The organism is Streptomyces sp. MS19 (assembly GCF_047200595.1).
GTDB lineage: Bacteria > Actinomycetota > Actinomycetes > Streptomycetales > Streptomycetaceae > Streptomyces.
In genome coordinates, this window is sequence record NZ_JBJZOH010000008.1 from 194,694 (window position 1) to 220,765 (window position 26,072).

21 protein-coding genes, 2 pseudogenes and 1 CRISPR repeat array are annotated in these 26,072 nt (G+C 72.0%); of the genes and pseudogenes, 11 read left to right on the top strand and 12 right to left on the bottom strand.

Translation table 11 applies throughout. The features are described from left to right. Positions 1–1,216 precede the first annotated feature (1,216 nt). The 5 genes from csb2 to ACL02R_RS11700 all read right to left on the bottom strand — a co-directional run bounded on the left by csb2 (position 1,217) and on the right by ACL02R_RS11700 (position 10,399). Positions 1,217–2,644, bottom strand: a complete 1,428-nt coding sequence (gene csb2, locus ACL02R_RS11680) for a type I-U CRISPR-associated protein Csb2 (protein WP_412796784.1) — start codon at positions 2,642–2,644, stop codon at positions 1,217–1,219. Then, entirely contained in the window at positions 2,641–3,702 is a 1,062-nt protein-coding gene (gene cas7u, locus ACL02R_RS11685; RefSeq protein ID WP_412796785.1) for a type I-U CRISPR-associated RAMP protein Csb1/Cas7u, read from the bottom strand. The genes csb2 and cas7u overlap by 4 nt, the downstream gene beginning before the upstream one ends. Next, on the bottom strand, positions 3,699–5,909 hold the full coding sequence (csx17, locus tag ACL02R_RS11690) for a type I-U CRISPR-associated protein Csx17 (RefSeq protein WP_412796786.1): 2,211 nt from the start codon (positions 5,907–5,909) through the stop codon (positions 3,699–3,701). The genes cas7u and csx17 overlap by 4 nt, the downstream gene beginning before the upstream one ends. Beyond that, on the bottom strand, positions 5,906–8,371 hold the full coding sequence (locus ACL02R_RS11695) for a DEAD/DEAH box helicase (protein ID WP_412796787.1): 2,466 nt from the start codon (positions 8,369–8,371) through the stop codon (positions 5,906–5,908). The genes csx17 and ACL02R_RS11695 overlap by 4 nt, the downstream gene beginning before the upstream one ends. Before the next feature lie 433 nt (positions 8,372–8,804). Further along, a CRISPR array of direct repeats spans positions 8,805–9,279; the repeat unit is 37 nt; unit sequence GCTGCAATGGAGCCGCCCCGGCAGGGAGCGGTGACAC. Between the two features lie 226 nt (positions 9,280–9,505). Then, positions 9,506–10,399, bottom strand: a complete 894-nt coding sequence (locus tag ACL02R_RS11700; protein WP_412796788.1) for a DUF5655 domain-containing protein — start codon at positions 10,397–10,399, stop codon at positions 9,506–9,508. Positions 10,400–10,953: 554 nt separating this feature from the next. Here ACL02R_RS11700 and ACL02R_RS11705 point away from each other — a divergent pair. The 3 genes and pseudogenes from ACL02R_RS11705 to ACL02R_RS11715 all read left to right on the top strand — a co-directional run. Beyond that, positions 10,954–11,706: pseudogene (locus ACL02R_RS11705) on the top strand (glycoside hydrolase family 44 protein); the annotation flags it as partial. Between the two features lie 64 nt (positions 11,707–11,770). Beyond that, entirely contained in the window at positions 11,771–12,358 is a 588-nt protein-coding gene (locus ACL02R_RS11710; RefSeq protein WP_412796789.1) for a hypothetical protein, read from the top strand. Position 12,359: 1 nt separating this feature from the next. Next, positions 12,360–12,893, top strand: a complete 534-nt coding sequence (locus ACL02R_RS11715; RefSeq protein ID WP_412796821.1) for a cellulose binding domain-containing protein — start codon at positions 12,360–12,362, stop codon at positions 12,891–12,893. A gap of 44 nt (positions 12,894–12,937) precedes the next feature. Here ACL02R_RS11715 and ACL02R_RS11720 read toward each other — a convergent pair whose 3' ends face one another. Next, entirely contained in the window at positions 12,938–13,585 is a 648-nt protein-coding gene (locus tag ACL02R_RS11720; protein WP_412796790.1) for a winged helix-turn-helix transcriptional regulator, read from the bottom strand. A 113-nt stretch (positions 13,586–13,698) separates the two neighbouring features. On the opposite strand from ACL02R_RS11720, the gene ACL02R_RS11725 reads away from it, so the two are divergent. From ACL02R_RS11725 to ACL02R_RS11735, 3 genes are read left to right on the top strand one after another with little or no spacing between them, the layout of a single operon-like run. Further along, the gene (locus ACL02R_RS11725) at positions 13,699–13,851 is read left to right on the top strand and encodes a hypothetical protein (RefSeq protein ID WP_412796791.1); all 153 of its coding nucleotides are present in this window, start codon (positions 13,699–13,701) and stop codon (positions 13,849–13,851) included. Continuing rightward, complete coding sequence (locus tag ACL02R_RS11730) at positions 13,848–14,564, top strand: DUF998 domain-containing protein (RefSeq protein ID WP_412796792.1); 717 nt, start codon at positions 13,848–13,850, stop codon at positions 14,562–14,564. Before ACL02R_RS11725 ends, ACL02R_RS11730 begins: the two co-directional genes overlap by 4 nt. Continuing rightward, positions 14,561–14,767: a DUF4287 domain-containing protein gene (locus tag ACL02R_RS11735; RefSeq protein ID WP_412796793.1), complete on the top strand. Its 207-nt coding sequence runs from the start codon at positions 14,561–14,563 to the stop codon at positions 14,765–14,767. The genes ACL02R_RS11730 and ACL02R_RS11735 overlap by 4 nt, the downstream gene beginning before the upstream one ends. Positions 14,768–14,893: 126 nt before the next feature. Here ACL02R_RS11735 and ACL02R_RS11740 read toward each other — a convergent pair. Next, positions 14,894–15,051: pseudogene (locus tag ACL02R_RS11740) on the bottom strand (ABC transporter ATP-binding protein); the annotation flags it as partial. 196 nt (positions 15,052–15,247) lie between these two features. On the opposite strand from ACL02R_RS11740, the gene ACL02R_RS11745 reads away from it, so the two are divergent. Beyond that, positions 15,248–16,348 carry a helix-turn-helix domain-containing protein gene (locus tag ACL02R_RS11745; RefSeq protein ID WP_412796794.1) on the top strand — a complete coding sequence of 367 codons (1,101 nt, stop codon included), beginning with the start codon at positions 15,248–15,250 and terminating at the stop codon, positions 16,346–16,348. Here ACL02R_RS11745 and ACL02R_RS11750 read toward each other — a convergent pair. Both ACL02R_RS11750 and ACL02R_RS11755 read right to left on the bottom strand, forming a co-directional pair. Further along, entirely contained in the window at positions 16,338–16,679 is a 342-nt protein-coding gene (locus ACL02R_RS11750) for a nuclear transport factor 2 family protein (protein ID WP_412796795.1), read from the bottom strand. The two genes, ACL02R_RS11745 and ACL02R_RS11750, sit on opposite strands and share 11 nt — an antisense overlap. Continuing rightward, positions 16,676–18,073, bottom strand: coding sequence for an MFS transporter (locus tag ACL02R_RS11755; protein ID WP_412796796.1), 1,398 nt, complete (start codon positions 18,071–18,073; stop codon positions 16,676–16,678). The genes ACL02R_RS11750 and ACL02R_RS11755 overlap by 4 nt, the downstream gene beginning before the upstream one ends. A 239-nt stretch (positions 18,074–18,312) precedes the next feature. Here ACL02R_RS11755 and ACL02R_RS11760 point away from each other — a divergent pair, with 239 nt between their 5' ends. Further along, positions 18,313–19,797 (top strand): MFS transporter, encoded by a 1,485-nt coding sequence (locus tag ACL02R_RS11760; protein WP_412796797.1) that lies wholly within the window; start codon positions 18,313–18,315, stop codon positions 19,795–19,797. A gap of 16 nt (positions 19,798–19,813) precedes the next feature. Here ACL02R_RS11760 and ACL02R_RS11765 read toward each other — a convergent pair whose 3' ends face one another. The 3 genes from ACL02R_RS11765 to ACL02R_RS11775 form a co-directional block, all read right to left on the bottom strand. Then, positions 19,814–20,455, bottom strand: coding sequence for a class I SAM-dependent methyltransferase (locus ACL02R_RS11765; protein WP_412796798.1), 642 nt, complete (start codon positions 20,453–20,455; stop codon positions 19,814–19,816). Between the two features lie 681 nt (positions 20,456–21,136). Next, the gene (locus tag ACL02R_RS11770) at positions 21,137–22,393 is read right to left on the bottom strand and encodes an NAD(P)/FAD-dependent oxidoreductase (protein ID WP_412796799.1); all 1,257 of its coding nucleotides are present in this window, start codon (positions 22,391–22,393) and stop codon (positions 21,137–21,139) included. Between the two features lie 85 nt (positions 22,394–22,478). Next, positions 22,479–23,432: a helix-turn-helix domain-containing protein gene (locus tag ACL02R_RS11775; protein ID WP_412796800.1), complete on the bottom strand. Its 954-nt coding sequence runs from the start codon at positions 23,430–23,432 to the stop codon at positions 22,479–22,481. Between the two features lie 71 nt (positions 23,433–23,503). Between ACL02R_RS11775 and ACL02R_RS11780 the strand changes: the two genes are divergently transcribed. From ACL02R_RS11780 to ACL02R_RS11790, 3 genes are all read left to right on the top strand, one after another. Next, positions 23,504–23,836, top strand: coding sequence for a cupin domain-containing protein (locus ACL02R_RS11780; RefSeq protein ID WP_412796801.1), 333 nt, complete (start codon positions 23,504–23,506; stop codon positions 23,834–23,836). A 328-nt stretch (positions 23,837–24,164) separates the two neighbouring features. Continuing rightward, positions 24,165–24,674 (top strand): SigE family RNA polymerase sigma factor, encoded by a 510-nt coding sequence (locus tag ACL02R_RS11785; protein ID WP_412796802.1) that lies wholly within the window; start codon positions 24,165–24,167, stop codon positions 24,672–24,674. Between the two features lie 21 nt (positions 24,675–24,695). After that, the gene (locus ACL02R_RS11790) at positions 24,696–26,018 is read left to right on the top strand and encodes a hypothetical protein (protein ID WP_412796803.1); all 1,323 of its coding nucleotides are present in this window, start codon (positions 24,696–24,698) and stop codon (positions 26,016–26,018) included. The last annotated feature ends 54 nt before the right edge of the window (positions 26,019–26,072 follow it).

A 26,072-nucleotide genomic window follows, 5' to 3' on the forward strand; every position in this document is an offset into this window, starting at 1 on the left:
TCCGGCCCCGAGCACTCTGCTCGATCTTCTCCCCACACGTCTGGCACCGGCTTGCTCTCACGCCCCCACCTGGCATCGACACCGCCCCCTTCAACTTTTTCTCTCCCCGAAACCGCAAAAACTCTGCTCCCCGCCATCCGGCACGAAGCCCGTCTGACTCGAACACCCCGGCGCCACGCTGTGTGGCGGAGGCCGGAGTGGAACTCCGTCACGGCCTCCGCCGTCGCCTCACACTCGGCGGAACCTCACGTACGTACACCGGCCCGACCAGGCGGAACACCAGGTTCCGGCCAGCAGGAGAGCAGCCCCCGGTTCCCGCCAGCCCCCCGACAGAGCGAGTAGCGAAAGGGCCGGCATGACCACGGCCAGCCCAACCGGGAGCGTGACCACGAAGGAACTGAATCCAGACCCGTTCATCGACACGCTGCTACCGTCATGACGCACCCCGCCCTGAAGAGGAACGGGTGCGAAAACACGTTCGCGCATAGAAAAGCCTTTCTCTGGTGCGAGCGTTCTCTGACGGGACCCCGGTAAAAGGTTGACGGCCTCCGGGGTCCCGTGCTGACCGTATCCCTTCCCGGCGACCATCAGCTACGCCGGGGGAGCAAAATCGGAAGGTCATCCTTTCCTCACCTCCGCCGCCACCCTCAGACCGGAGCCCTCAGAACCTTCTTTTCGAATAAGAGAACGAAAAGAGACGTTCAAGTTTTCGAACCAACGCAAAGGCGTCTCGGCACACGGACTTGACGGGCTGGCCGCCCGCGAATAGACCGACGGCAGGACGACGTTCAAGCAGTCATGCGACTGCAGGGCCCAAATACCACAATGGGGCCGCCCCGGGGTGGGGCGGTGGCACTACGTAGGGCTCACGCTTGCTGGTCACGAAGGCGTCGCTGCAATGGGGCCGCCCCGGGGTGGGGCGGTGGCACCAGTTACCGGCTGCCGTTCCAGCGCGAGCTGATCGTGCTGCAATGGGGCCGCCCCGGGGTGGGGCGGTGGCACGGCGCGCGGCACGCACCTGCCTCGACGGCAGAAAGGGCTGCAATGGGGCCGCCCCGGGGTGGGGCGGTGGCACGGTGCGGGACCTGCCGTTTTCCCCTCTGGACGTGTCGGAGAAGCTGGGCAGCCGTGGGACAATCCAGGAATTCGGGGTGTTTTGCTTCGGTGCGGTACGGAGTTTCCGGGCATGCTTGGGGTTCCGAAGTGGGTTGCAGGGTCAGCGGCTTGGTTCGAACAGGCCGAGGCCGAAGTGTGAGTGGCGGCCGAGGGAGATGGGGCCGGAGACGGGTTGGTCGAAGGTGATGCGGATGCCGTGGCCGGAGCGGGCTGCCGCAAGTGGTTCCTTCTTCCTGTGCCGGTGGCGGATGTGTGTGCCCCAGGCGCCGGGGAGGATCTCGATCTGGGTCGGCGCTGGCAGGCCGCGGTGGGTGAGTTCGCGGGTCACCTCGTTGATCAGGTAGGCGCCTGGATGCTGGTTCTTCTTCCTGTGACGTGGTGGGAGAAACGGGGTCGTGCTCGTCCATTGAGTGGCAGGGGTGGTCCACTCCAGCGGCAGAACGTGCTCTGCTGCGCCGAAATCGGCGATACGGAAGTAGACATCTCGTGGCCCGGGGGCATGGCGGGAGGTGCTGATGCCGTGGTGGACGACGAGGCGGATGGCGTTGAGTTCGGTGTCGCTGAGTCCGCCGGGAATCCACAGGACGACTTCGTCGGTGCGGCGGCCGTCACTGCTTCGGGGGAGGAAGTGTGTGTGGCGGTGTCCTGTCATCGGGCTCCCGTCGCTTTCTTTGCCAGCGAGTGTGCTGGCATCCGTGGGCGCCTCGTCTTCACCCTCGGTGAGCGTTCTGATGCAGGTGGCTCGAAGGGCGTCTGTGAGGGGGAGTGTCTGGGTGAGTGGGGGGAGATGGCTTCCCGTGATGGCGAGGCGGACGGCCGTGACCGGTGCTCGCGGCGTGACGCTGGTCGGCCGTCTATGCGTGGCGGGTACGGGTACAGCGTAGGGAAGGTGACAGGTGTTCGGGGGGAGGCGGTGCTTCGGGCGAATGTCGGCTGGGCGGAGTGTGAGGGCGTCGAGATTCAGAGGGCCGTCCGGGACGAGGAGTTGAACCATTTCCGTGCCGGGAGGGCGTTCTCCGCTGTCGTTCCATCGTAGGAGCCGACTCTCCGCGTGAGGTCGGCCAGGCAGCGGGCCCTTGTGGATGCGGGCTTCCGTGAGGCTCTCGGCGCGGCCGAGGTAGGGGATGGACAGGCAGACGCGTTCGAGGGCGGTGAGCTGTGGGTCGGTGAGTGTGGCGTGTTCCCAGGTGACGTAGAGGGTGGCGTCGTCGCCGAGGACAGCGAAGGCGTCGATGTAGGTGTCGGTGCTCGTGCGGCCGGGACGGTGGTGGGTGTCGGGGTAGTAGTGGCGCGTGTGGGCGAGTTGGTAGGGCGGCAGGTGGTAGAGGGGTGGGGCAGCGAGTTGTCGGAGGATGGGGTGCATGGTGTCGGCGTCGATTTCCGGGTGCCGCTGGCGCCAGACGGCATAGAGGGTACGCAGGATGCGCCAGGGCGCGGGTGGCACTTCGACGGCGCCCTCGTTGACGTAGCGGTCCCAGGGGGTGGCGTGGTATCGGCGCTGGGGAAAGTGGAAGGCCAGCGTGATCACTGTGCGGCAGCCTCCGTCAGTTCGCGGGTCTTCTGGGCCGGAGGCTTCTTCGACGACTTCGCGCGCTTGGTGGTCTTGCCGCCGTCCCACAGGACCGTGAGCGGGCCGGTGTGGTCGAGATCGGGGGTGACGGCGGAGATGAGCTCGCGGATGCGGGCTTCCAGCGTCTCGGTCTCGGGCAGGGGGACGGAGCTCGCGACGACTTCGGTGAGTTCGAGGTCGCACGCGGTGCGCAGTCGCAGACCGCCGTCGAGGAAGGTGCGGATCTCCCACAGGGCCAGAGCGGCGAGCAGTTCGGTCTGCTCGGAGCCGAGGGCGTAGGTGCGCAGCAGTTGGACATCGACGCTGAACTGGGCCTCGATGAGCCGGGCGGTGTATTCGACGCGCTGGAACGGGATGGAGCCGTAACCCTCGCTACTGCCGGCGAGCGCGGTGCCCTCCTCCGGGTCCGCGTCCTTGCCGGTGTGGTGGCGGACGTGATCGGACTTGCGTCCGCCGCTGACAGCCTGCTCGACATCGTATGCCTCGATGGCAGCGCTCGCGGCGCGGGCGAACTTGGGCTGCCCGGGCCATTCCTTCTGGTTGAAGAAGCAGCCGTGCAGCAGGGTGAACGGGTCGAGGGCGAAGACGGCACGGGCGATGGCCGGGTAGTCGAGGGGCTGGTCGTTGGCCAGGCCGAAGCGTTCGGCGATGACCTGGGTCATCGCGCGTCCACCAAGCAGGGAGGAACGGACATACGGGGAGGCCAGGCGGTGGGCCTCCTGGCGGGAGGTGGTCACGAAGGGGTGCGGCTCCTCCGCCTTGCGGACCTCGATGTAGGGGAGATCTCGCACGAGTCCTACCGGCGCTTGTGCCGCGATGTCCCAGGCGGTGTTCTCCAGGCGGTTCGCCATGGACTGCGGGGATTCGACCAGGAGGGTGCGAACCGGCTCGCCGTCGCGGTATCCGGTGTATTCGGCCGCGCCGAGGTCGGGGAACCCGGTGGGCTGGAAACGGGTTCCGAGCGCGGGGCGCAGCTGGGCGCGGAAGCGCAGGCGGTTGGAGGTGATGTCGATCATCGTGCGTTTGCTTTCTGTCGTCGTGTGCGGTTCTGGACGGCGGTGTCAGTGGTGACACTGACTGTGGCGAGTGCCCAAGAACGGGCTTCACGCGTGACGGGAAGGAGCAGCGCAGCCGCCAGCCGTGTGCCATCCACCGTGGCGGCGTTGCGCAGTGCTGGCGTGGGTGGACAGTGCTGCTGCCGCATACGGAGCTGTGCGTCGGCAAGGACGGCGTCGATGTGCCCGGCGCGCAGGCGGTTCGCCCAGTCGGCGCGCGGGCGCAGCACCGGCGCGTACGGGGGGTGGTCGGGGCGGAGGGGGAACCTCATCGGCGGCAGGGTGTTCCCGTAGAACGGCAGCAGCGTGGCAAGCGGAACGGAGACGGCCCGGTCCCGCTCGGGATGGGATTCGGTGCCCACCGCGCAGGTGGTGCGCCAGCCGAGGATCAGCAGGCCGCGCAGCAGTTCGGCGAGCAGGTGGTCGTCGAGAGTGCCGTCCACGAAGTCCTGGACGAGAGAAGCACGGGGGCGGGCGTGTGGGCCGGCCGGATAGGTAAAGGCAGGGGGCCGGCCGTTGTCGGGGCGGCGGTCGGCCAGCTCCCGCAGACGCCGTTGATGCACGGCGGCCAGCGTCTGGGCCAGGGTGGCACCGCCGAGTTCGACGCCGAGAGGCAGCCGGTCGCTCCAGTCCCACCGCCCCTGCCGGTTCGGGCCACCGCGGGTCAGTGACGCGCGCAGGACCGGCGGTCCTCCGGGCCATTCCGCCAGGCTCGCGAGCGCGGCGGCCAGAACCAGCTCGTCCGGGCACTCGCCGTCGCCGATGACCCATTCAGGGCGTGCCCGTGGCTGGAAGGGCCGGATGCCCTCGCGGGCCCGCTCGGAGCGTGCGACGGCCTCGTGGAGACGGCCGAAGAGGCGGACGAACGTGCGGGTCTCGGCGGCGGTGTCCCATGCGCCGGCGGCGAGGGCGAACATGCTGGCACGAGTCCGCCGCAGGAGGCTGGCGATTCCCGCCGGGCACTTGTCCTCACGAAGCCGCTGTGTCCAGTCGTACGCCTCCCGCAGCAGCGCCAGTTCACCCGTACGGGAGCCGACAGTGATGTCGCCCGCCCGGACCGCCAAGGGATTCTGTCCGAGGCGCTTGGCGAAGACGAAGCGCCGGAAGGCGGTCAGATTGCGGTCCACCCCGAGCGAGCCGGCCGCGCGCGCGAAGTCGAAACCGCTGCGGGCCTGGCGCCCGCCGTACTGGGCGCGTCCTTCGCCCAGAAGGTGCTCCAGCTCGGGAAGCCGGACAGGGGCGGCCCACAGCGGCGCCCAGAACTCCCCCTTGGTCTCCTCCGGGGCCGCCGTGCCGTAACCGTAGGGCGTGGAACGGACGACGAACGGGCTCGACTGCCGGGGCCCGGCGTTGTTCCGGCGCGCCACCGAGCTGGCGAAGAGCAGCAGTCCTTCGCACGTCAGGACGGTTCGCCAGGGGTTCACGAACCCGGCGTCGTCCTGCTTCTCGAAGACTGAGGAGTGGATACCGCCAGCCCGGCCGGGGTCGAACTGACCGACCGGTCCTCGGAGGTAGGGCACATGCTCCCGGCCGCTGACCAGGGCTTCGGCCCACATCACGACCTCATCACCGCCCCTGTCGTGGTCGATCAACCGCAGTACCTGCCGCAGGTAGGTGGCGAACAGTTCCTGACGGCCGAGGTTTCCGCCGGTCCCGGCGAGCGGGTTGTAGAAGACGCTCTCGCCGTCCAGCGCGAGCGCCGCGTCCAGCCAGGGCAGCACGGCGTCGGGCAGCCGGTTGCGGCACAGCGTCAGCAGCTCGGTCTTGCGTTTCTCGTCCCACATCGTGCCGCCCGCCCATCCCCGGGCGCGTCCTTCCGCCACCACAGCGCGGGCGGCGGTCACCGCCTCCCGCAGCGGGGCCAAGCGCGCGCTCGTCGAGCGTTCGACGAGTTCGAGGTTCCGCTCGGCTTCTTTGCTCTTGCCGTTGCCGGCGAACCCGGAGCCCGCGTTCCACGGCGAGACCAGTGGGCTGGGCACGAACTCCCGGCTCAACCAGCGCGGCAGGTCGTCAGCCGTCAAGGCGGAGTCCAGGACGGGCACGCCCCGGCGCCACGCCAACGTGGCGCCGGGATCGTGCTGACAGGCCACCGCACGCAGCAGGCCCACGGCGCTCAGATAGTCCGCCAGACTCACGGCCTCCAAGCCCAGGAGAGCATGACCGGTCACCACAGTTCTCCCTGCTTCTCCGTCTGGGTACCGTCCGGAAATTGACCGGCCGGGCCCAGCGGCTCGTCGCGGTAACGGCGGCTCGCCCGCCAGTCGGCCATCCGGACCAGGGCCTCCAGCCAGCCGACGCGGAACGGCCCGGCGTCCTGCCTGTCCCGCAGCGTGGTGACCCGCTGCACCCACGACCCGCCCGTCCCACCCCCCAGGAACAGGACCGACGTGTCCAGAGTCAGTTCGGGCACCGTCCGGCCATCCGCCGTCTCGACCGGCCCCACACGGTCGCCGTTCTCCACGCCGAGCAAGCGCGGCGGCTCGTGCTCCGCCTCCTCCCCCACGGAACGCACCGACAGGCGCACCTTCCCGTGGTGGGCCGCCGCCAGGTAGACCGCGAGGTCAGGCTCCTCCAGCCCGTCCAGCAGTCCGCCGACCGGATCAAGCAACATCAGCGCCGTCACCAGCTCATGCCGGAAATGCGCACGCTCATAACGCAGCCGCTTCCCAGGAGACTTCCCCCACGGTCCCTCCCCCGGCGGCACCGCGTCCCCAGCGGACCGCGCCAGCGCCCGCTGAACCAGGTCTATGGCTTTCCCCAGGTCATGGTGGCGCGCGGCTGTCAGAGCAGCAGTCCGCTGAGCCTGCGGAACGTCCAGAACAGGACCGGCCGAAACCAGCAAGCCGCTCAGTTCTTCCTCGGTGTCACGGCCGTGCTGCGCCAGGCCCACCCACCGATCCGCGACCGAACGCCGATCGTCGCCAAGCCCGCTGACCGGCCTGCCCACTGCCTCGACCACCGGAACCGGCGTACGCGACTTTGACGACCATCCCGTCTCGACCCGGTAGCCGCCGAGCGCGGCATCCAGCAGATACACGTTCCCCGGGCGTACATCTCTCTTCGGACAGCGGCGCCACAGGCCGTCCACCTGGTCAAGCACCCACAGCCGACCTTCCTCGGCAAGTTTCCCCAGATCCCCCAGCGGCGCGGGGCACAACTCCTCACGGTCAGGAGAAGTCTCCTCCTCGGCAGGCCGTCCCTCCGGCCACGCCCGCCATGCCACCAGCCCAGTACGGTCCTCCCCGTCCCGAATCCACTGGCCGACTTCAACGTCCGCACCAGTCAGATCAGGCATCGTGTCCCAGAGCTGAAGCAAGTCCCGGCGCCGCAGGTGGAGATACTCCGGACGCTGCTGGGCCACCTTCGCGTCCAGCATCTGCGGCAGTGTGACCGCAGCCCCCTCCCAACCAGACAGTGCCTCCGCCGACGCCTCCAGATCCGCTGCCTCGTACGGGGCTGCCGCCTTGGTTCCCCCAGGCGGCCAGGCCCACAGCACCTCCGCCCCCGGATCATCCCCCGTCCGGTTACAGCGCCCGCATCGCTGCAACACCGACGTCCACGGCGCCACCTCCGTGAACAGCAGGCGCGAGGTGATGTCCACCCCCGCCTCCAGCGCCTGAGTGCTCACCACGATCCGCCCTGCCCCCGCACAGCCACCCCGTACCTCCTCCACGAGACGGCGCCGCTCCCCCGGCCGGAACTGCCCATGCACCAGCGTCACCACCGGACCAGACCCATCCGACGGCAACAGACGGGACAACGCTTGGGCCACCTCCACCGACCTGCTCACCGTGTTGAAGAACGCCAACGTCCGCGTCCCCGGCGCATGCCGCTCCAGCAGCGCAGCAGCCACCGCCCCCGCATACCCCTTCGCCGCGTCCGGCACCGGCAACCGCGCCACACGCCGCTCAGCACTCAGCCGCTTCCCCAGCAGCCCAGCCTCACGGTCCGCCTCCGTCAACTCCACCGCGGCCGGCGGCACCGGGCGATCCGCCGTCACCAGCTCCCACGGTTCCACCGTCGCGGACATCCACATCGACGACGACCCCAAAGCCGTCCCCAACTTCTCCCGCAACGCCTGCAACTGCACCGACGTGGCCAACGCAGGCCCCATCAACTGCGTCTCGTCGAACACGAACTGGCTACCGCTGTGCAGCAGACCGAACGGCACCGGCCACCGCGACCTCGCATCCCCGTACCCCCGCATCAACAGCCGGGACAGCACCATGTCCTGCGTTCCTACGAACACCGCCGGGGCGAACGGGTCCAACTGCCACGCGTCGTCATCCCGAACCTCCCCGCCCATCAGGACATGTACGCCGACCCTCTCAGCGAGCCCCAGCGCGCGCAGCCACCCGGTCGTCTTCTCGACGACCTGCTCGACCAGCGTCCGCATCGGCAGTACGAACACCAGCCGCCCAGGGGTTGACTCCCGCACCGACTGCTCCGGATGCTCCAACAACCGCCACAGCCAGGGAAGAACAGCCGCCTCCGTCTTCCCCGACCCAGGCGGCACCCTCAACAACTCCGGCAACCCCTCCACTGCAAGACGCACCTGAAACGGAAACGCCTCCCGCCCCGTCGCCCGATTCATGAACGCCTCGAACAACTCACCCCACTCACGCCCCACAGCGCCATCCCTAATATCACACAGCGACGATCCAGACACAGTGAGCATGCTGCCATCCCTCACTGACAACGCGAGGGGCGGCAGCCAGCTTCTTCAGTCAGCGGCAGCTCCGTGGACGCACCCCTACGGACGGGACACGAATTCCGCAGACAACCGGACCGCTCACCCCAGATACCGGAAGCAGATATAACACCCGGCTCAAACGAGCTCCCCGTACGAATGACGCGACGAGAGCGCGAATCAACCAGGTTGACTTGAACAGAGATTCCACCGACAACCCCCAACGCGTCGCGAGCGGGCTGGCCTCGGCAGGGGCTCCGAGGTCAGACGCGGCGGGCGAACGCAGCGCGTCGACAAAGACACACGGTTGGGCCGCCTCGGCAGGAGGCGGTGACACCGGGGTCTCGGAAGTGTTCCAGTCCAGGTGCCAGGCGCTGCAATGGAGCCGCCCCGGCAGGGAGCGGTGACACGGCGTACCCAACCGGGCGCCCGGTCGAAGTGGTGAAGCTGCAATGGAGCCGCCCCGGCAGGGAGCGGTGACACCCCGGTCGTCGGCCCGCCCGGCATCGTCCAGGAGGTGCTGCAATGGAGCCGCCCCGGCAGGGAGCGGTGACACACGCTCGCCGAGGCGCGGGAGCGTCTGGCGGAGGCAGCTGCAATGGAGCCGCCCCGGCAGGGAGCGGTGACACCCGTGTGGTAGACGGAGATCGACTTCTGCGCGCTGCTGCAATGGAGCCGCCCCGGCAGGGAGCGGTGACACCTGTCGGGACCCCGCCGCGCGGACAAGGCCGGACACGCTGCAATGGAGCCGCCCCGGCAGGGAGCGGTGACACCCGTCCGCCAGTACATCTCCTGCCGTCACGAAGACGGCGCTGCAATGGAGCCGCCCCGGCAGGGAGCGGTGACACAGCTCGTGAGCTGCTGCTCTGCCCTCCACGCGACTTGAGCGCGCCGTACAGGCTGGGCATCAAGCGGGAACAATAAGACATTGTGCTTCGGTGCGACCCAGCCTTTCCGGGCATGCTTCTGGTCCCGAAGCGGTCGGGGGACGGCGAACGGATTAAACAGGAAGATAGTCCCACGCGGACTCTCAACCACAGGGCATCACCTCTGGGGACGCGAATCCGAGCCAGGTCAGGCACCCGCATAGCTCATGCGCAGCACTTCGTGAGCACGGTCCAGGTGCCGCCTGGAGGCCAGGCGTAGTTCCAGGTCGCCGGTGCCATGATGGCCGAGGCCAGTCACGTCGCGAGTGAACCCAGGGACCAACTCGACGCTCTTCGGGTCGGCTTTGACGTAGACGAGCAGATCCTTCTGCCGGGGTGGGCAGACACAGGCGAAGTTGCGCAGCCGCTGGTAAGCGCGGTACGTCTTGCGCTGGACCGTGGTCACGTCGTCGCCCAGGCCGCGTAGCATCTCGTCCAGCTCGATCTCCAGCTCCGCCATCGCCCCGTCCGCACACCGCCCTCCGTGAGCGGCGTCCCTTGTCGGCCGATGACTCCGTCCTCCGGCACTGCCGAGGTTGCCGGTGACCGAGGCTACGGCCTCCAGGCCCACGTGCTGGTCGCCGAAGAACCGGTAGCGGACCAGGTCGATGCTGCGCCGGTGCTCGCGTACGGCGTGGATGTCGTAGCGGGTGAAGTCGCCGGCTACGCAGATCAGCCGCGGAGCTCTCCACACGATCTGGGCGGCGATCTCAGCACCGAGGCGGTCACGGACGAGCTGGTGGAACTCCGCCGGGTGGTCGACCAGCCAGGCCAGGTAGAAGAGACCCTGGTGGATCACCCCAGCATCGGTGCCGCGCTTGTACTCGACGATCACCGGCGCGTTGTTCTCGTCCAGCCCTAGCGAGTCGATACGCCCGCCATGGACCGGGCCGGTGCTGAACTCGCTCGCCAGGAACCGCACGCCCAGCATCGTCTCCATGTGCGCCTCGACGAGCCCCTGCACATCCGCCTCGACCTCAGCCAGACGCGGCAGAACCTCCACCACACCGCTCACCCTGTCGAACAGCCTCACCCCAGACACCGCCCTCCACTCAGGTCCTGCATCGGCCCCGCCAACGACCGAACGGACGATCGTATTCCAGGCGGGCGGTATCGAGAAACTAGCCGAGCGGGCAACCAGGGCAAACAGGACAACGGGACACATCGGGCCCACGCGGGCTATTCGCGGGACGGGCAGGCCGACGGTGCGTCAGGTAAGCCTGTGACCTGCGTGAACTTCTGGGACGATGACGGCCTCCGGAGCCGTGTGCGCAGGTTCGAATCCTGCCGGGGGCACTTTGGATGATGAAGTGCCTGAACGCCCTGTGACCAGCATGAGTGCTGATCCGGGGCGTTTCGTGTGTGCGGCCGGATGTCGGCACGGGCAGTTCCTTGTGACCGGTCGCGGCAACGCTCATCGCGTATGTCCCAGGTCAGGACCTCTCCCGCTACGCGGAACCCGCCAGGAGGGCGCTCACGCGCTCCTCACGCGTCGGCCTCGTGCTCGCCGTACAGCGCCCTGATCCGTCAGTCAGCGATCTCGTTCCGGCCATCGATGCCCTTCGTGCAGCGCCGAAGCGGGTGTGTGTGCGATCCGTGGACAGGTGGGGCGGCAACGCCACCACCCGGTACAACTTCCGCAACGACACCACGAACCGCGCCTCGGACTGGTACTTCGAGAACATCCCCAACGACAACCCGGCCCCCGAGAACCTGCCCGACGGGTCGGAGACCGACCGGTTCGTCGAGCAGAACCTGGAGACCGGCGCCGAGACCGTCCTCACCCTGCCGATGCTCCGCTGGGTCGCCAAGGAACGGGCGCGCGCCTGCGGCTTCAGCGTCGAGAAGTACGGCCCGCAGCAGAGCACCGACGTCTGGGCGCCGGACCGCGGCAACGGGCTGACGCCCGAGGGCGAGGAGATCACCGGCACCGACCCGGCGGACACCTCCGTGGCCATCGGCACGGAGTACGTCACCGACTGGATCGAGCACCTTCGGAGCCGCCACGGCAGCGCGGCCGAGGGCGGCGTGGAGTTCTACAACCTCGACAACGAGCCCGACCTGTGGCACCACACGCACCGCGACGTGCGCCCGGAGGGCCTGGGCTACGACGAACTGCGGGAGCGCACCTACGCGTACGGGGCGGCGGTCAAGGCGGCCGACCCCGGCGCCCAGACCCTCGGCCCGGTCGGCTGGGGCCTGAACTCGATCTTCTACTCCGGTCTTGACCAGGACGTCTGCTCGGAGACCAACTGCTGGAGCAACCCACCGGACAAGGCGGCGCACGGCGGCCAGGACCCGGGCCCGTGGTACCTGGACGAGATGCGCCGCTACGAGGAGGAGCACGGCACCCGCGTCCTTCAGCCAGGAGCTGCGGCTGCGGTCCACCCGCCAGCTGTGGGACCCGACGTACGTGGACGAGAGCTGGATCGGCCGGCCGGTGCGGTTCATCCCGCGGATGCGGGACCTGGTGGACGCGCACTACCCGGGCACCAAGCTGGCCGTCACCGAGTACAACTGGGGCGCCCACGGGCACATCAACGGCGCCCTGGCGCAGGCCGACGTGCTCGGCATCTTCGGGCGCGAGGGCCTGGACATGGCCGCGCTGTGGACGGCCCCGGCGGCCGACGCGCCGGTCGCGCACGCGTTCCGGATGTACCGCGACCACGACGGCAGGGGCGGCGCGTTCGGCGACACCTCGCTCGCGGCCGCCAGCGCCGACCAGGAGCGGCTCGCCGTCCACGCGGCGCGCCGCGAGGCGGACGGCGCGCTGACCCTCATGGTGGTCAACAAGAGCGGCGAGGACCTCACCAGCCCGGTGTCGCTGACCGGCGCCGCGGCGGGCACGGCGGAGGTCTACCGCTACGGCCCGGCCGACCTGACGGGCATCGTCCGCGAGGCCGACCAGCCCGTGACCGGCGGCGGCTTCACCGCCACCTTCCCCGCCGACTCGATCACCCACCTCGTGCTGCCCCAGGGCGGCGAGGCAGCGCCGAGCTGAGCTGGCCCGCGGCCTCCGACACCCGGGGGTCACCGGGTACGACGTGCACCGGGTGGCCGCGGACGGGACCCTCACCCGCGTCGGCGGGGGCACCGTGACGAGCCACACCGTCACCGGGCTCGAACCGGACACCCCCTACACCTTCGCCGTCACCGCGCGGGACGCCGCGGGCAACGTCTCCCCGCCCTCGCCGCCACTGGCCGTCCGGACAGCCGGCGGGACGGGGCCGGCCACCTGCCGGGTGGCCGGCGACTGGTCGAGCGGCTTCACGGGCGAGGTGCGGATCACCCATACCGGGACCGCGCCGCTGGACGGCTGGGAACTGGGCTGGGACTTCCCCGCCGGGCAGCGCGTCACCCAGGGCTGGTCGGCGAACCGGTCCCAGCAGGGCGCGAGCGTCACCGCGACCGCCCTGGACCGGAACCGGCGCCTCGCACCCGGCGCCTCGGTCACCATCGGGTTCAACGGCAGCCGCGGCGCCCAGAACCCGCCCCCGACCGCCTTCACCCTCAACGGCGGCACCTGCGCCGCCTGACCGCCCCTCCGGTACCCGGCCAGGACCGGGTACCGGAGGGGCGGTCAGAAGCGGAACAGCTCGGTGAAGCGGTCGAGGAGGGCGGGGTCGCCCTGGGTGCGGAGGGTGCCTTCGGCCAGCACGTCGGCGGGGGTCCTGGTGCCGCTCATCAGCTCGCGGACGGGGTGGCCCGAGAGGCGTTCGACGACCAGGTCGGGGGCGGGGTGCTCGCCGAGGCCGACGGTCAGCGCGCCGTCGGTGATCTGGAGGCGGAGGGTGAAGTCGCCCATCCGGACCTCGAATCCGATGGTGGCGCCCCGGGCCGCCTCAGGGCGGAAGGCGGTGCGGAACGACATGGCCACCGCTTCGGCCGTGATCGCCTCGCCGGGGCGCGGCTCGGTCATCGTCCTGGCGCCCCAGCGGCCCAGGGCGACGAGCGCCGGTTCGAGGTCCCGCCCGTAGTCGGTGAGTTCGTAGACGACCGCGCGTTCGGGGTGCGGCAGGGCGCGGCGGGTGGCCAGGCCGGCCTCTTCGAGCTGCTTGAGGCGGCTCGACAGGATGTTGGTGGGGATGGCGGGCAGCCCTCTGCGCAGGTCCGTGTAGCGCCGGGGCCCGTTGAGGAGGTCGCGGACGACCAGCATCGCCCACCGTTCCCCCACCATCTCCATCGCGCGGGCCAGGCCGCAGAACTGTCCGTACTCGCGGGTCGCCATGGTGCAGATCCTAACCCGTGATGCGATTGACAAAGCTTGCTTGCAAAGTACAAGCTCACTTCTCGTTCGACTGTGCCCGCGGTCCGCGGGCAGTTCTCACGAGGAGTGACCGCATGACCGCACTACGCAGGAGCGGGGCGGGCCCGTTCATCTCGACGGACGGCGTCGTGGAGGCGGTGACGCGCGTGTCCGGCACGGACGGCCCCCGCCTCGGGACCGCCCCCGTCGTCGCCGCGTCCCGCCGCGCCCTCAAGGCCCGCTCATGATGTCCGGGACGCTCGAACCACCGGTCCGGCCGGTGCCGCGGGGTCTGGCGGCAGCCGGTGTCGCGGCAGGCCCGTTCTTCCTGGTGGCAGGGCTGGTCCAGGGGCTGGCACGGGACGGGTTCGACTTCGGCCGCAACGCCCTCAGCCAGCTCGGCCTCGGCGCCCTCGGGTGGGTGCAGGTGGCCGTCTTCCTCCTCACCGGCCCGCTGGTCGCCGGGGGCGCGGTCGCGGTGCGCCGGGCGCTGGGCGGTGGGCCCGGCGGTACGTGGGGGCCCCGGCTGATCGGGGCGTTCGGGGTCTCGTTCGTGGTCGCCGGGGTGTTCCGCGCCGATCCGGGGGCCGGGTTCCCCGCCGGTGCCCCCGAGGAACGGGTCGCGTCGCTGAGCGCGCATGGCACCGTCCACATGCTGGCGGGCATGGTCGGGTATCTCGCGCTGTGCGCCGCGTTCCTCGTCCTCGCGCGGCACTTCGCCGCCCGGCGGCGGCGCGGCTGGGCGTTCGCCGCGCGCCTCCTGCCGGCCGGGGTCCTCGCCGGTGTCGCCGCCTCGGCCGCCACCGTCGCGGCGTTCACCGCGGGGGCGGGACTCGGCCTGCTCGGGCTCAGCGTGCTGACAGCCCGTCTGACCTGGCCCGATGCGCGGCGGCGGCAGTACGCTGACAGCCGCCGGGACCGCGCCGGCACCCGCGCCGAGCGACAGGAGAGCCTCGTATGACCACGCCCCCCAAGGGACCCGCCAGCTACTTCCCGGCGATCGAGAAGAAGTACGGCCGCCCGATAGCGGAGTGGCAGGAGCTCATCCGCGCCTCGCCGCTGACCAGGCACATGGAACTCGTCGCCTGGCTCAAGTCCGAGCACGGCCTCGGCCACGGCCACGCCAACGCGCTCGTCGCGCACACGCTGGCCGAGGGCAGGTGAGACCGGGCCGTTCCCGGGCTCAGGGCGCGGCGCCGGGGACGACGAGGCCGTTCTCGTAGGCGTGGACCACGGCCTGGGCGCGGTCACGACGTGGTGCTCGGCGATCTCCGGGTCGCCGAGCAGCGCGGCGGCGAGGGAGCACGGGTGCGCGCGGCCGGTCCTGCCGGGGTGGGCGTACGCGCGGCCCGCTGTCGGCCGCGCCAGTCCGGCGAGCGCCTTGCGGGCCGTGGGCCGAGGAAGCCGGTCACCCTTCCGGTCCTGACGGTGAACGACAGGTCGTCCACCGCCGTCCCGCGGCCGTAGCGCTTGGTCGGTCCCTCGACGCGGACGGTGCGACAGCCTCCGGCGTGGCGGTCTCCCGGTCATCCGACCGCGGTCGGGACGCGTTCTCCTGGTGCGTGGAGGCCGGTTCGGCGGGGTGGGGGGTTCGGCCTAGGGTGGGGCCTGCGCGTTGCCGGGATGGTGTGTGAGGACGGGGTTGTGGCGGTGTCGGGTGTGGAGACGGCGGAACTCGCGGCGCTGCTGATGGAGTGGAAGGACCGCTCGGGGCTGAGCTACGGCGTGCTGGCGAAGCGGCTGCACATGAGCGCGTCCACGCTGCACCGCTACTGCCGCGGGGAGGCGCTGCCGCCGGAGTTCGGGACGGTGGAGCGGCTGGCGCGGCTGTGCCGGGCGACGCCCGAGGAGCAGGCCGAGCTGCACCGGCGGTGGATCGCCGCCGACACGGCGCGGCAGCGTGAGCGGGAACGGAAGGGGCCGCCGCCGCCCCCGGCCGTTCCGGTGGAGACGCACGCCGCGCCCGTGCCGGAGGTGCGCCGGCAGGGGCTCCGGGTGGCGTTGGCCGGGGCGGGGGCCGTCGCCGCCGTCGTGGCGATCGCCCTGCTCGTGGGCCTGCTGACGGCCGGCGGGGACGACGGGGGCGCGGCAGAAGACCTGGCCGCCCTCCTGGACGACGGGAGCGCCGAGGACGCGCCGCTCGCCGTGACGGCCCGGCCGTACGCCTTCGACCAGTGCGAGGGCCGCTACCTCGTGGATCTGCCGCCCGCCCAGGTGCCCCCGCCGCCGACCGAGACGGACGCCGCCGGGTGGGTGCGCGCCCTGGAGGCCGTCCCTGCGGGCGAGCAGCTCGTCGAGCTGGCCGTCCAGGGCACGGGCGCGGAGACGGTCGTCCTGCGCGACCTGCGCGTACGGGTCACGGCGACCGGCGAACCGCTGCCCTGGGAGCTGTACGGCGGCTACTCCGCCTGCGGCGGCGGGCCCGTGCGGACCAGCGCGTTCGACATCGACCTGGACGCCGCCTCGCCGCGGCCGACGGCGGTGGCCGGGCAGGACGACCTGCCCCTGTGGGTGGACGAGAGCGAGCCGCTGGTGTTCTACGCCACCGTGCGCGCCGAGGAGCGGTCCGTCGACTGGTACCTCGAACTCGACTGGTCGAGCGGCGACCGGTCGGGGACCCTGCGGATCGACGACGACGGGGAGCCGTTCCGCACCAGCGCCGTCGGCGACCAGCGGGAGATGAACTACATGATCGGCGGCACGGAGTGGCTCGACGCGGAGACCGGCGAGCCCGTCAGCCGGTGACGAAGAACCCCGTGACGGAGCGGATGCGGTTCCCGGCGAACTCCACGACGTCGTAGCCGGTCGCGGCGGGGCCGAGCCGCCACGTGAACAGCGCGCGGTCGTGGTGGGCGCCGATCAGGGTGCCGAGGGTGAAGCGCAGGTCGCCGAACTGCGGCTGCGCCCGGCCGATGGCGTCCGACAGTTCGGCGTGCCCGCGCAGGGCCGCGTGGTCGGGGTCGGAGTAGAACGAGTCGTCGGTGAGGACGGTCTTCATGAGCGCGCGGCGGGCGGTGGTGTCGCGCTCGTTCCAGATCTCCAGGTACCCGTGGATGAGGTCGTCGGTACTGCTCACTTGCCTGCTCCTTCAAGGGTTTTCGGGGCGGCGGGCCGCCGGGGTGCGGGGCGGTCGGACTTGAGGGCGAGGGCCGACAGGCCGCCCGCGACGGTGAGGGCCGCGGCGGTCCAGCCGGCGGCGTGGAGGCCGTCGAGCAGGTCGGACGCGCCGGTCGCGAGGGCGACGACGAGGGCGAGGCCGAGTGCGCCGCCGATCTCCTTGGTGGTGCTGGCCAGGCCGGACGCGACGCCCTGCTCGTGCGGCGCGACACCCGCGCCCGCGGCGGCGAACAGCGTGACGAACGCGACGCCGCCGCATATCCCCCACACCACGCTGCCGGGCAGCAAGGTCCAGAAGCCGCCGCCGGGGGTGGTGCCCACGACCAGCATGCCGATGCCCACGCCGGTGCCGAGCGTCGAGGTGACGAGGGTGGTGCGGATGCCCCAGCGGCCGAGGAGTGGCGGGGTGAACTTCAGGGCGGCGAGCATGCACAGGACGGTCAGCGGGAGGAACGTCAGCCCGGCCTCCAGTGAGCTGTAGCCGAGGACGAGCTGGAGGTAGGACGTGAGGACGTAGTAGCCGCCGCCGAGCGTCGCCTGGAAGATCGCGATGACGACCATGGTGGTGGCGAGGCCGCGGCCGCGTGCGAGGCGCAGGGGGATGAGCGGTTCGCGGGTGCGTGCCTCCACGAACAGGAGGAGGACGAGGAGGACGAGCCCGGCGGCGAGCGCACCGGCGCCGCGCGGTGTCCACCAGCCGGCGTCCGTGCCGCTGGCCAGGCCGAACACCAGCAGGACCGAGCCCGCGGTGGCCAGGACGGCGCCCGGGACGTCGAACCCGCCGGGGGCGCGCGCCGGGTCGGGGGGCAGCAGGCGGGGGGCGGCGAGGGCGCAGGCGAGGGCGAGGGGCACGTTGACGAAGAACACCCACTCCCAGCCGAGATAGTTGGTGAGGACGCCGCCCAGGAGGGAGCCCGCGGCCAGGCCCGCGCTGCCCGCCATGCCCCAGGCGCCGAGGGCGCGGTTGCGTGCGGGGCCCTCGGGGAAGCCCCGGTAGACGAGGGTCAGCGTCGCGGGGGTCAGCAGGGCACCGCCGACGCCCTGCACCGCGCGGGCGGCGACGAGCGTGCCCGCGCCGGGCGCCAGGCCGCCCGCGAGGGAGGCGACGCCGTAGATCGCCAGGCCCGCCATGAACATGCGGCGCGCTCCGAGGCGGTCGGCGGCGCGTCCGCCGAAGAGGAGCAGGCCGCCGAGGCCGACGGCGTAGGCGCTGACCACCCACTGGACGGACGACGGGCTGAAGCCCAGGTCGTGGCCGATGTCGGGGAGTGCGACGTAGACGATGTTGTAGTCCAGGGCCACGACGAGCTGCGTGAGCGCGAGCAGTCCGAGGCGTAGCCGGTGCGATTCCATCAAGAACACCTTCAGCGTTGGTTCCACGGCGTGGATTGCACGGCACTGAGTTAATGCACGCCGTTCAGTAAGCGGTACGGCGTACAGTAGTGCACGTCCCTCCGGTGTCAAGCGCGCGGGCTCCCGCGCGGGGCGGGGCGGCGGCGTGTCAGACGGGAGGTGGCAAGATCACCGGGCCGTACGCTGGGGCGGCGCCCGGCCGGACCGCGGGCGCGCCGCACCACGAACCCGGAGGCGCCATGCGCTCCAGCCCGTCCGTGTCCCGCGTCCTCGCCCGTCCGCCGCTGGCCGGGAACTACGCCGCCGCCGTCGCGCTGGTGCTGCTGGCGCTGTGCCCGTTCCTCGTGCTGACGACGGCGACCTCCCTGATGCGGCCGGTGCTGCTGCGCGAGCTGCACGCCACCCCGTTCGAACTACAGCTCGCCATCGGGCTGTCCAACGCCGGGTACGCCTTCGGCGCGGTCGCGGCCGCCGACCTGATCCAGCGGGTCCCGCGGCGGCACGTCTACTTCGTCTGCGAGGCGGGCTTCGTGGTGGCGTCGGTGGTGGCGCTCAGCGCGCGGGGCATCGCGCAGTTCGGGACGGGGATCGTCCTCCAGGGGCTGTTCACCGGGCTGCTGCTGGTCGTCGCGCTGCCCCCGCTCGTGACGCGGCGGAACCGGCGCGAGCTGCCGACGACCGCCGCCGTCGTCTCCCTCGGGCTGTTCGGCATGGTGACGCTCGGGCCGCTGCTCGGCGGGCTCATCGGCGACGGGGGCGACTGGCGGCTGCTGTTCGGCGTCATCGCCGTGCTGGCCGCGGCCGGGTTCGCCGTCGGGCTGCTGAGCTTCTCCCCCAACGAACCGCTCGCGCCCGGCGCCGGGTTCGACTGGCTCGCCATCCCGCCCGCGCTGGCGGTGACCGTGCTGCCGTTCTTCGGCGTGTCCTGGCTGACGCGCTCGACGTTCGGCAGCCTCGTGTTCCTGCTGCCCGTCGTCGTGGGGCTGCTGATCGGCGTGGTGCTGATCGTGGCGCAGTACCGCGCGCGCGACCCGCTGATGCCGGTCCGCCCCATCAGCAACACCCTGCCGGTGGCCGGGATCGCGGGCGCCATGATCACGGGAGCGACGTTCACCACCCTCGTCGAGCTGACCGAAGTGTTCCTGCTGGCCGCGCCGCGCTACAGCCCCGTCAAGGTCGGCGCGCTGCTCACCACGCAACTCCTCGGAGTGCTGGTCGCGGCCCTCATCTTCCGGCGGCTGCTGCCGACGCGCTGGACGCCGGTGCTGGCGCTGTCCGGGCTGCTCAGCATCGCGGCGGCGTCGGTCGTACTGCTGACGCTCAGCGCGTCGAACGCGGCCGCCGTCGTCCCGGTCGCCGCACTGCTCCTCGGGTACGGGGCGGGGGCCGGGGTGACGCCGGGGCTGTTCCTGGCGGGCCTGTCGGTGCCGGCGGCGGCGATCGGCTCGATCTTCGCGCTGGTCGAACTGCTGCGCTCGGAAGCCGCGTTCCTCGTCGGCCCGGTCCTGCTGCACTTCGCGCAGGACCGGGGCGTCACGGACAGCGGCTACCGGACGACGGTCGCCATCGTGCTGGCGATCACGCTGGTCGGCGCGCTGCTGCTCGTCGGCCTCTACCTGCTCGGCGGGGCCAGGCCGCACCGGCCCGACCTCGACGCGTGGCTCGGCGGCCGGGGCGCCGCGTACCACTCGCCGCCGCTCGCCGCCAGGCTCCGGGAGAGGTGAGGGGGCGGGGCGCGGGTCAGGCCGCTGCGCGCAGCACCAGGTGGCCGCGCCGGAACCGCTCCCCCTCGCCCGGCTCGCGCAGCATCCGGCCGACCTCGGCGAACCCGGCGTCGGCGGCGAGCGCCGCCATGTCGTCCACCGGCCACCGGTAGGCCGTCAGGACCTTGTGGTCGAACGGCGTGACGGGCCCGCCCTCCGCCTCGAAGAACGCGAGCAGCAGGTGGCCGCCGGGCGCGAGGACCCGGCGGAACTCGGCCAGGTACGCGGGCACCCGGTGCGGCTCGGCGTGGATGACCGAGTACCACGACAGGACGCCGCGCAGCGTGCCGTCGGGCAGGTCGAGGGCGTCCATGGAGCCCACCTCGAACCGCAGGCCGGGGTACGCCTCGCGGGCCAGGCCGACCATGACGGGCGACAGGTCGATGCCGAAGGCGTCCAGGCCGAGGTCCCGCAGGTGCGCCGTCGTCTGGCCGGGGCCGCAGCCGAGTTCGGCGACGGGGCCGCCGCCGGTGGCGCGTACGCAGTCGGCGAAGGCCGCGAGGACGGCGCGGTCCAGGGGGAGGTCGTCCAGGGCGTCGCAGACGAAGTCGGCGTAGACGGTGGCGATGGCGTCGTAGGCGTCGGCCGTCGCGCGGAGGGAGGAGGGCAGCTCGGTCACAGGCGGGGACTGTAGGGCCTCCGCTCCGCGCGGCGGCGGGTGGGTCCCCGTCAGCCGGTGAGCGCGGTGGGGAGGCGCCGTGTCGCGAGGGCGAGGAGTTCGGGCAGGCCCGAGTGGCGCGTGGCGCCGGCCGGGGGTTCGGGCGGCAGGAGGGGCAACGCGGTGGCCAGGGTCTCCCACAGGGTGCGGCGGGCGTTCGCGTCGGCCGCCGCGGTACGCCGACTCCGCCGCCGTCCGCGCGGTCGGCGGGGCGTCGAGGCGTTCGCGCGCCGCGTCCGTCGTCGGCCACGCCGGCGAAGTGGTGCTGGGGGCTGGCGGCGAGCACGTCGGCGTGGTGCGGGGCGCCCCAGGGCCACGGGTGGAAGTTGAGCGGCCGGGACTGGGCGCTGTTGCCGGAGGGGGAGGCGGCGGGGGCCAGTGCGCCTGCGCAGCAGGGAGCGATCGGGTGCGGTGGCGCGTTCTGTGAGGGTGGCCGCCGGGGGTCCGGGGGTGGGGTGTGACCCGTGCTCGCGCAGCCGTTCGTGGTCACGGGTACGCCATCGACGCCATGCTCGGCGCGACCGCTCTGAGCGCCGCCGGGCCGGTCACGAGCCGCACCTGTGTGGCCCCGCGTGACCGTGATCGAGGTCTGAGTGCGGCGGCGGACCGCTGTCCCGTCAACGGGGCGGACGCGGGGGCCGGTCAGCGGTCCGTGCGTGTCAGGTCGCGCAGCACCTCGCGGGCGGCGCGCGTGCCGGAGGCCATGGCGCCCTGCACGGAGCCCGTTGCGCGGTGGTCGCCGCACACGTAGCGGTGGCGGCCGATGTCGGCGGGGCTGGGGCGGCTGAGCGGCTGGGGTGGCGGCATGGCGGGGAGGGCGCCGGAGACTTCACGGGTGGTCACGGGGTCCCAGCGTGTGGTGTCCGTGCCGTAGATCTCGGCGAGTACGGGCAGCAGGTCACTCGCCCGGCCCGGGTGATCCGGGCCCAGTACGGAGGTGGCGACGAGGGCGGTGCCTGGTGGGGCGTAGCCGGGCACGGCGTCGCTGAGCACGCACGTGTTGAGGATGCGCAGGCGCGTGTCGGTGAGCAGGACGGGCTCGGACACCGGGGAGCGTTCTGCGGCGTGGTAGTACGTGGTGACGGTGCGGCCGGGCGGGACCGGCAGGCCGGGGAGGAGGTACCCGGCGGTGGCGGGGTCGGTGGCGACGACGACGGCGCGCGCGGGGAGTTCACGGCCGTCCGCCGTCAGCACGCCGCCCTCGGTGAGGCGGGCCACCGGGTGTCCGAGCCGTACGGTTCCCGGGGGCAGCGTGTCGGCGAGCCGGCGGGGGACGGCGCCGATGCCTTCGTCCGGCAGGCAGAGCGTGCCGCGCAGCATGCTGCGCCAGACGAGGTGGAAGACGCGGCTGGACGTGGCCAGTTCGTCCTCCAGGAAGACACCCGCCAGGAACGGGCGGAAGAACGTGTCGGTGAACGCGTCGGTGAAGCCGGCGGCGGACAGCGCGGCGCGCGTGGTCCCTTCCGGCGCGGTCTTGAGGCGGCGGGCGGGCAGCAGCGCGTCGGCGGCGCCGAGGCGGGCGAGGGCCAGCAGGTCGCGGGCGCTCGCGGTCCTGCCGGGGATGAGGGCGGCGGCCCGGCGGGGGTCGCGGGTCGGGTCGGCGAGCCGCAGGCGGCCGTGGCCGGTGTGCATCAGCACGCCCCGGATGAACGGGCGCAGCCGCAGCGCGGGCAGGCTGAGGCGTCTGCGCACCTGGGGATAAGCCGTGTTGAACACCTGGAAGCCGCGGTCGATCGTGAAGCCGTCGTAGCGGTCGCTGCGCATCCGGCCGCCCACACCGTCCGACGACTCCAGGACGGCGACACGCAGTCCGGCGCGCGTCAGGTCGAGGGCGCAGACGAGTCCGGCGATCCCGGCGCCGACCACCAGGACGTCGGGCACCGCGCGCTGTGCGGGCATGGGGGACCACCTTCCGCCTCGTGCCCCCGCGGTCTCCCATCCTGCACGCGGGGGGTGTCGCGGGCGCCGTGCGCCGCGCCGGGGTTCAGCGGGCCGCGCCGAAGGTGCGGCGGTAGGCGCCGGGGGTGGTGCCGAGTGCGGCCCGGAAGCGGCGCCGCAGGTTGACCGCCGAGGCGAGGCCGACGCGGGTGGCGACGGCCTCGACGGGGAGGTCCGTCTCCTCCAGCAGGGCGCGTGCGGCGGCGATGCGCTGGGCGAGGAGCCACTGCCCCGGGCTGGTGCCGAGCTGTTCGGTGAACCGGCGGGCGAGGGTGCGGGGGGACAGCCCGGCGCGTTCGGCGAGGCAGGCGAGGGTCAGCCGCGTGCCGAGCCTGGCGGTGGCCCATTCGAGCAGCGGCGCCAGGGACTCGTCGGGCCGTCCGGGGGCGGGCTGCACGGCGTACTGGAGCTGGCTGCCCTCGCGGTGCGGCGGGAGGACCATGCTGCGGGCGACCTGGGCGGCGTAGGCGGCGCCGTGGTCGGAACGCACGAGGTGCAGACACAGGTCGATGCCCGCGCCGCTCCCCGCGCTGGTGGCGACGTCGCCGTGGTCGACGTACAGCACGTCGGCGTCCACGCGTACGGCGGGGAAGGCGGCGGCGAGCTGGGCCGTGCGGCGCCAGTGGGTGGTGGCGCGGCGGCCGTCGAGCAGCCCGGCCTGGGCGAGGACGAACGCGCCCGTGCAGATGGAGACGATCCGCGTGCCGCGCCGGTGGGCCGCGCGCAGGGCGGCGAGGAGGGCGGGGGAGACGGGGGCGCCCGTCGGTTGCCAGCCGGGGATCAGCACGGTGTCCGCCTCCTCCAGGGCGGCCGGGCCGTCCTCGACCAGCATCGGGTAGCCGGCGGTGGTGGGGAGGGCGCCTGGGTGCTCGGTGCAGACGCGGAAGTCGTAGTGCGCCGGAAGGTCGGGCCTGGGCGTGCCGAAGACCTCGGAGGCGCAGGCGAGTTCGAACGGGGACTGCGGTGCGTTGAGGAGGGCCACGACGCGGTGGGGCTGCATGGCACGAATGTACCTGGGGATGTCTGTCTGGACTCTCGGCCGGTGGGTGCTGTCCGGTCCACAGTGGCCTCATGAGCGAGAGCAACGGAACGGACGGCCTGAAGACCGCCGTGCGGGTCGAGGACGTGGAGCCGGTCGACGTGGCGCGCGGCATCGTGCGGCGCGGGCTGCCGCGCACGGAGTACGCGACGGGCTGGCTGATCGACTTCGCGCCGGGGAGCGAGTGGCCCGACACGGACGAGCACGCGACGGAGGAGCGGTACTACGTGCTGAGCGGGGAGGTGATCGAGGGCGAGGAGCGGCACGGGGCGGGGACGTACGTGGTCTTCGCACCGGGCAGCAGCCACCGGCCGCGCACCGAGACGGGCGCGCGGATGCTCGGCTTCACGGTGCTGAGCGCCTGACCGGAAACGTTTCGGCCCGTCGCACCGCCCACGGGGGAGGCGGTGCGACGGGCCGTCCGCCTGTCCTCCTCCCGCCCGCGTGTGACACGCGGTGCGACATTCCGGCCTGTTCATCGCGTCAAGAAGGTGAGGGCGTCACCACAGGGGAGGCGCGGAGGGCGGGAGCAGACGTGAGAGGGATCAGGCCGCTGCCGGCATGGCCGTGGTGCGAGGGGACGCGGGAGGCAAGGGCGCCCCGCCGTCGCGGACGTCACCGGTGCGACACTCCGTCGTCGCCGATGCATCTCTGTGAAGGTGAGGGCGGTCCGACCGCGCGGGAGGGGGCGTCATGAGGCGGCGCGACGACGACACGTTCCACGAGTTCGCTGTCGGCAACAGCAGCAGGCTCTACCGGGCGGCCTGTCTGCTGACGACGGGTGACACCCATCTCGCCGAGGACCTCGTGCAGGAGGTGCTCGGCCGGATGTACACCGTCTGGCACCGGCGGAAGTCCATCGACAATCCGCCGGCGTACGCGCAGACCGTCCTGGCCCGGTGCTACCTGAGCCATGCCAGACGCCGGAGCAGCGCCGAACAGCCCATAGTCGAGCTGCCCGACCGGGCGACGGAGGCCACCGACTCGCCCCTGCGCGTCACCCTGCTGCGGGCGCTGGCCGCGCTCTCCCCCAAGGACCGCACGGTGCTGGTCCTCCGCTTCTGGGAGGACCGCAGCATCGAGCAGACCGCCGAGGCCATGCACACGAGTTCCAGCGCCGTCAGGACCCGCACCGGCCGGGCGCTGGCCCGGCTCCGGGCCGAACTGGGCACCACCGATCTCGCCGAACTCGCCGCTCTCTGAGGACCGCTGGAAGGAACAGTCATGAACCACGACAGGGATCACAGCGCCGAAGAGGCCGCGGAGACGGAGCTGGAGCGGCAGGTGGCGACACTGCTGCGCGAAGCCGGGACATCGTTCACCACGGACCCGGGCCCGCTCGCCGACAGCGGTCTGCGGTACGGCCGCGCCCGGCTGCGCCGCCGAAGGGCCGCGACCGCCGCGGCGGGGCTCGCCGTGGCGGCCGTCGGCGTCGCCGTCGCCATCGGCGTCACCGTCACGGGGGGCGGGCTGCCGGACGAAAAGACCCCCGCGCCACCCGCCGACACGGACGTCGAGGACGGGCAGGGGATGCTCCAGACGCTGATCGGACTGCTGCCCGAGGACGTCGGAGTGCGCGGCGCGTCCGCCGAGGGACCGGACATGACAGCCTCCCCCTACGCCACCCTGACGATAGACAGCGACACCGGGCCGGCGGAGCTGACCGTGCGGCTCACCCAGTGGTACACGTCCGACTGGCGCTCGGAGGCGGGCTGTCCCGACCTGGTCCATGTCTGTTACGACGCCCAGCTCTCGACCGGCGGCCCGGTCGACACCAGCCTCACCTGGTACGAGGACGCGGACACGCCCGTGGACCCGGACGGTCCGCCTCGCCTGCACACGGAGGCATGGCTTGAGGGTGAGACCTCTTGGAGTGACGAGACCCCGGGGATGTGGCAGCTGGCCGTCTCGGTGACGGGCGACGGGGAAGCGGAGGACGACGCTCCGCTGAGCCAGGAGGACCTTTCGGCCATCGCCGCGGCCCCCGTGTGGGACGACCTGCGGAAGACCGTGGACGAGCGGTGGGCCCCGGCCACGGACTCGGCCGGGACGACGGAGGACGACGCGGAAGACACGGAGGACGCGTCGGCCGACATGGCGGTGGCCCCCGACCGCGTCCGCAGCACCTTCCGGGAGCTGGCGCCCTCGGGTTCCGAGATCCGCGACCTTCCGCTGGAGGGAGACGGCAGCGTCGCCTTCCATGTCGGTCCTGAGGACGGACCGGCGCGGGTCGGGGTCCACCTCTCACCGCCCGGCACCGGCGATCCCGCCGCGTCGGCTTGGACAGGCTGCGAGACGAACGGGCTCCTCGACAACGGCTCGACGGTGTACTACTGCGAGACGGAAGGAACCGTCGAGGCGGCCGGAGGAAAGGGCGGGGCGGGGCAGTCGCCATTCACCGTGATGGTCATGGTGCTCTACCCGGACAGTGCCGAGCTGCGGATCCACGCGCAGGCGGCTCCCGGAGACACCGAACTCGCCGGGCTGACCCCGGAGGACGTGACGGAGATCGCCGTGGCGGACGAGTGGCACGCCATGTTCGAGTGAGCGGCGACCGCTGACGGCCGCTCGACGGAAGGGACGCGCCCCCGGCCCGGGTGG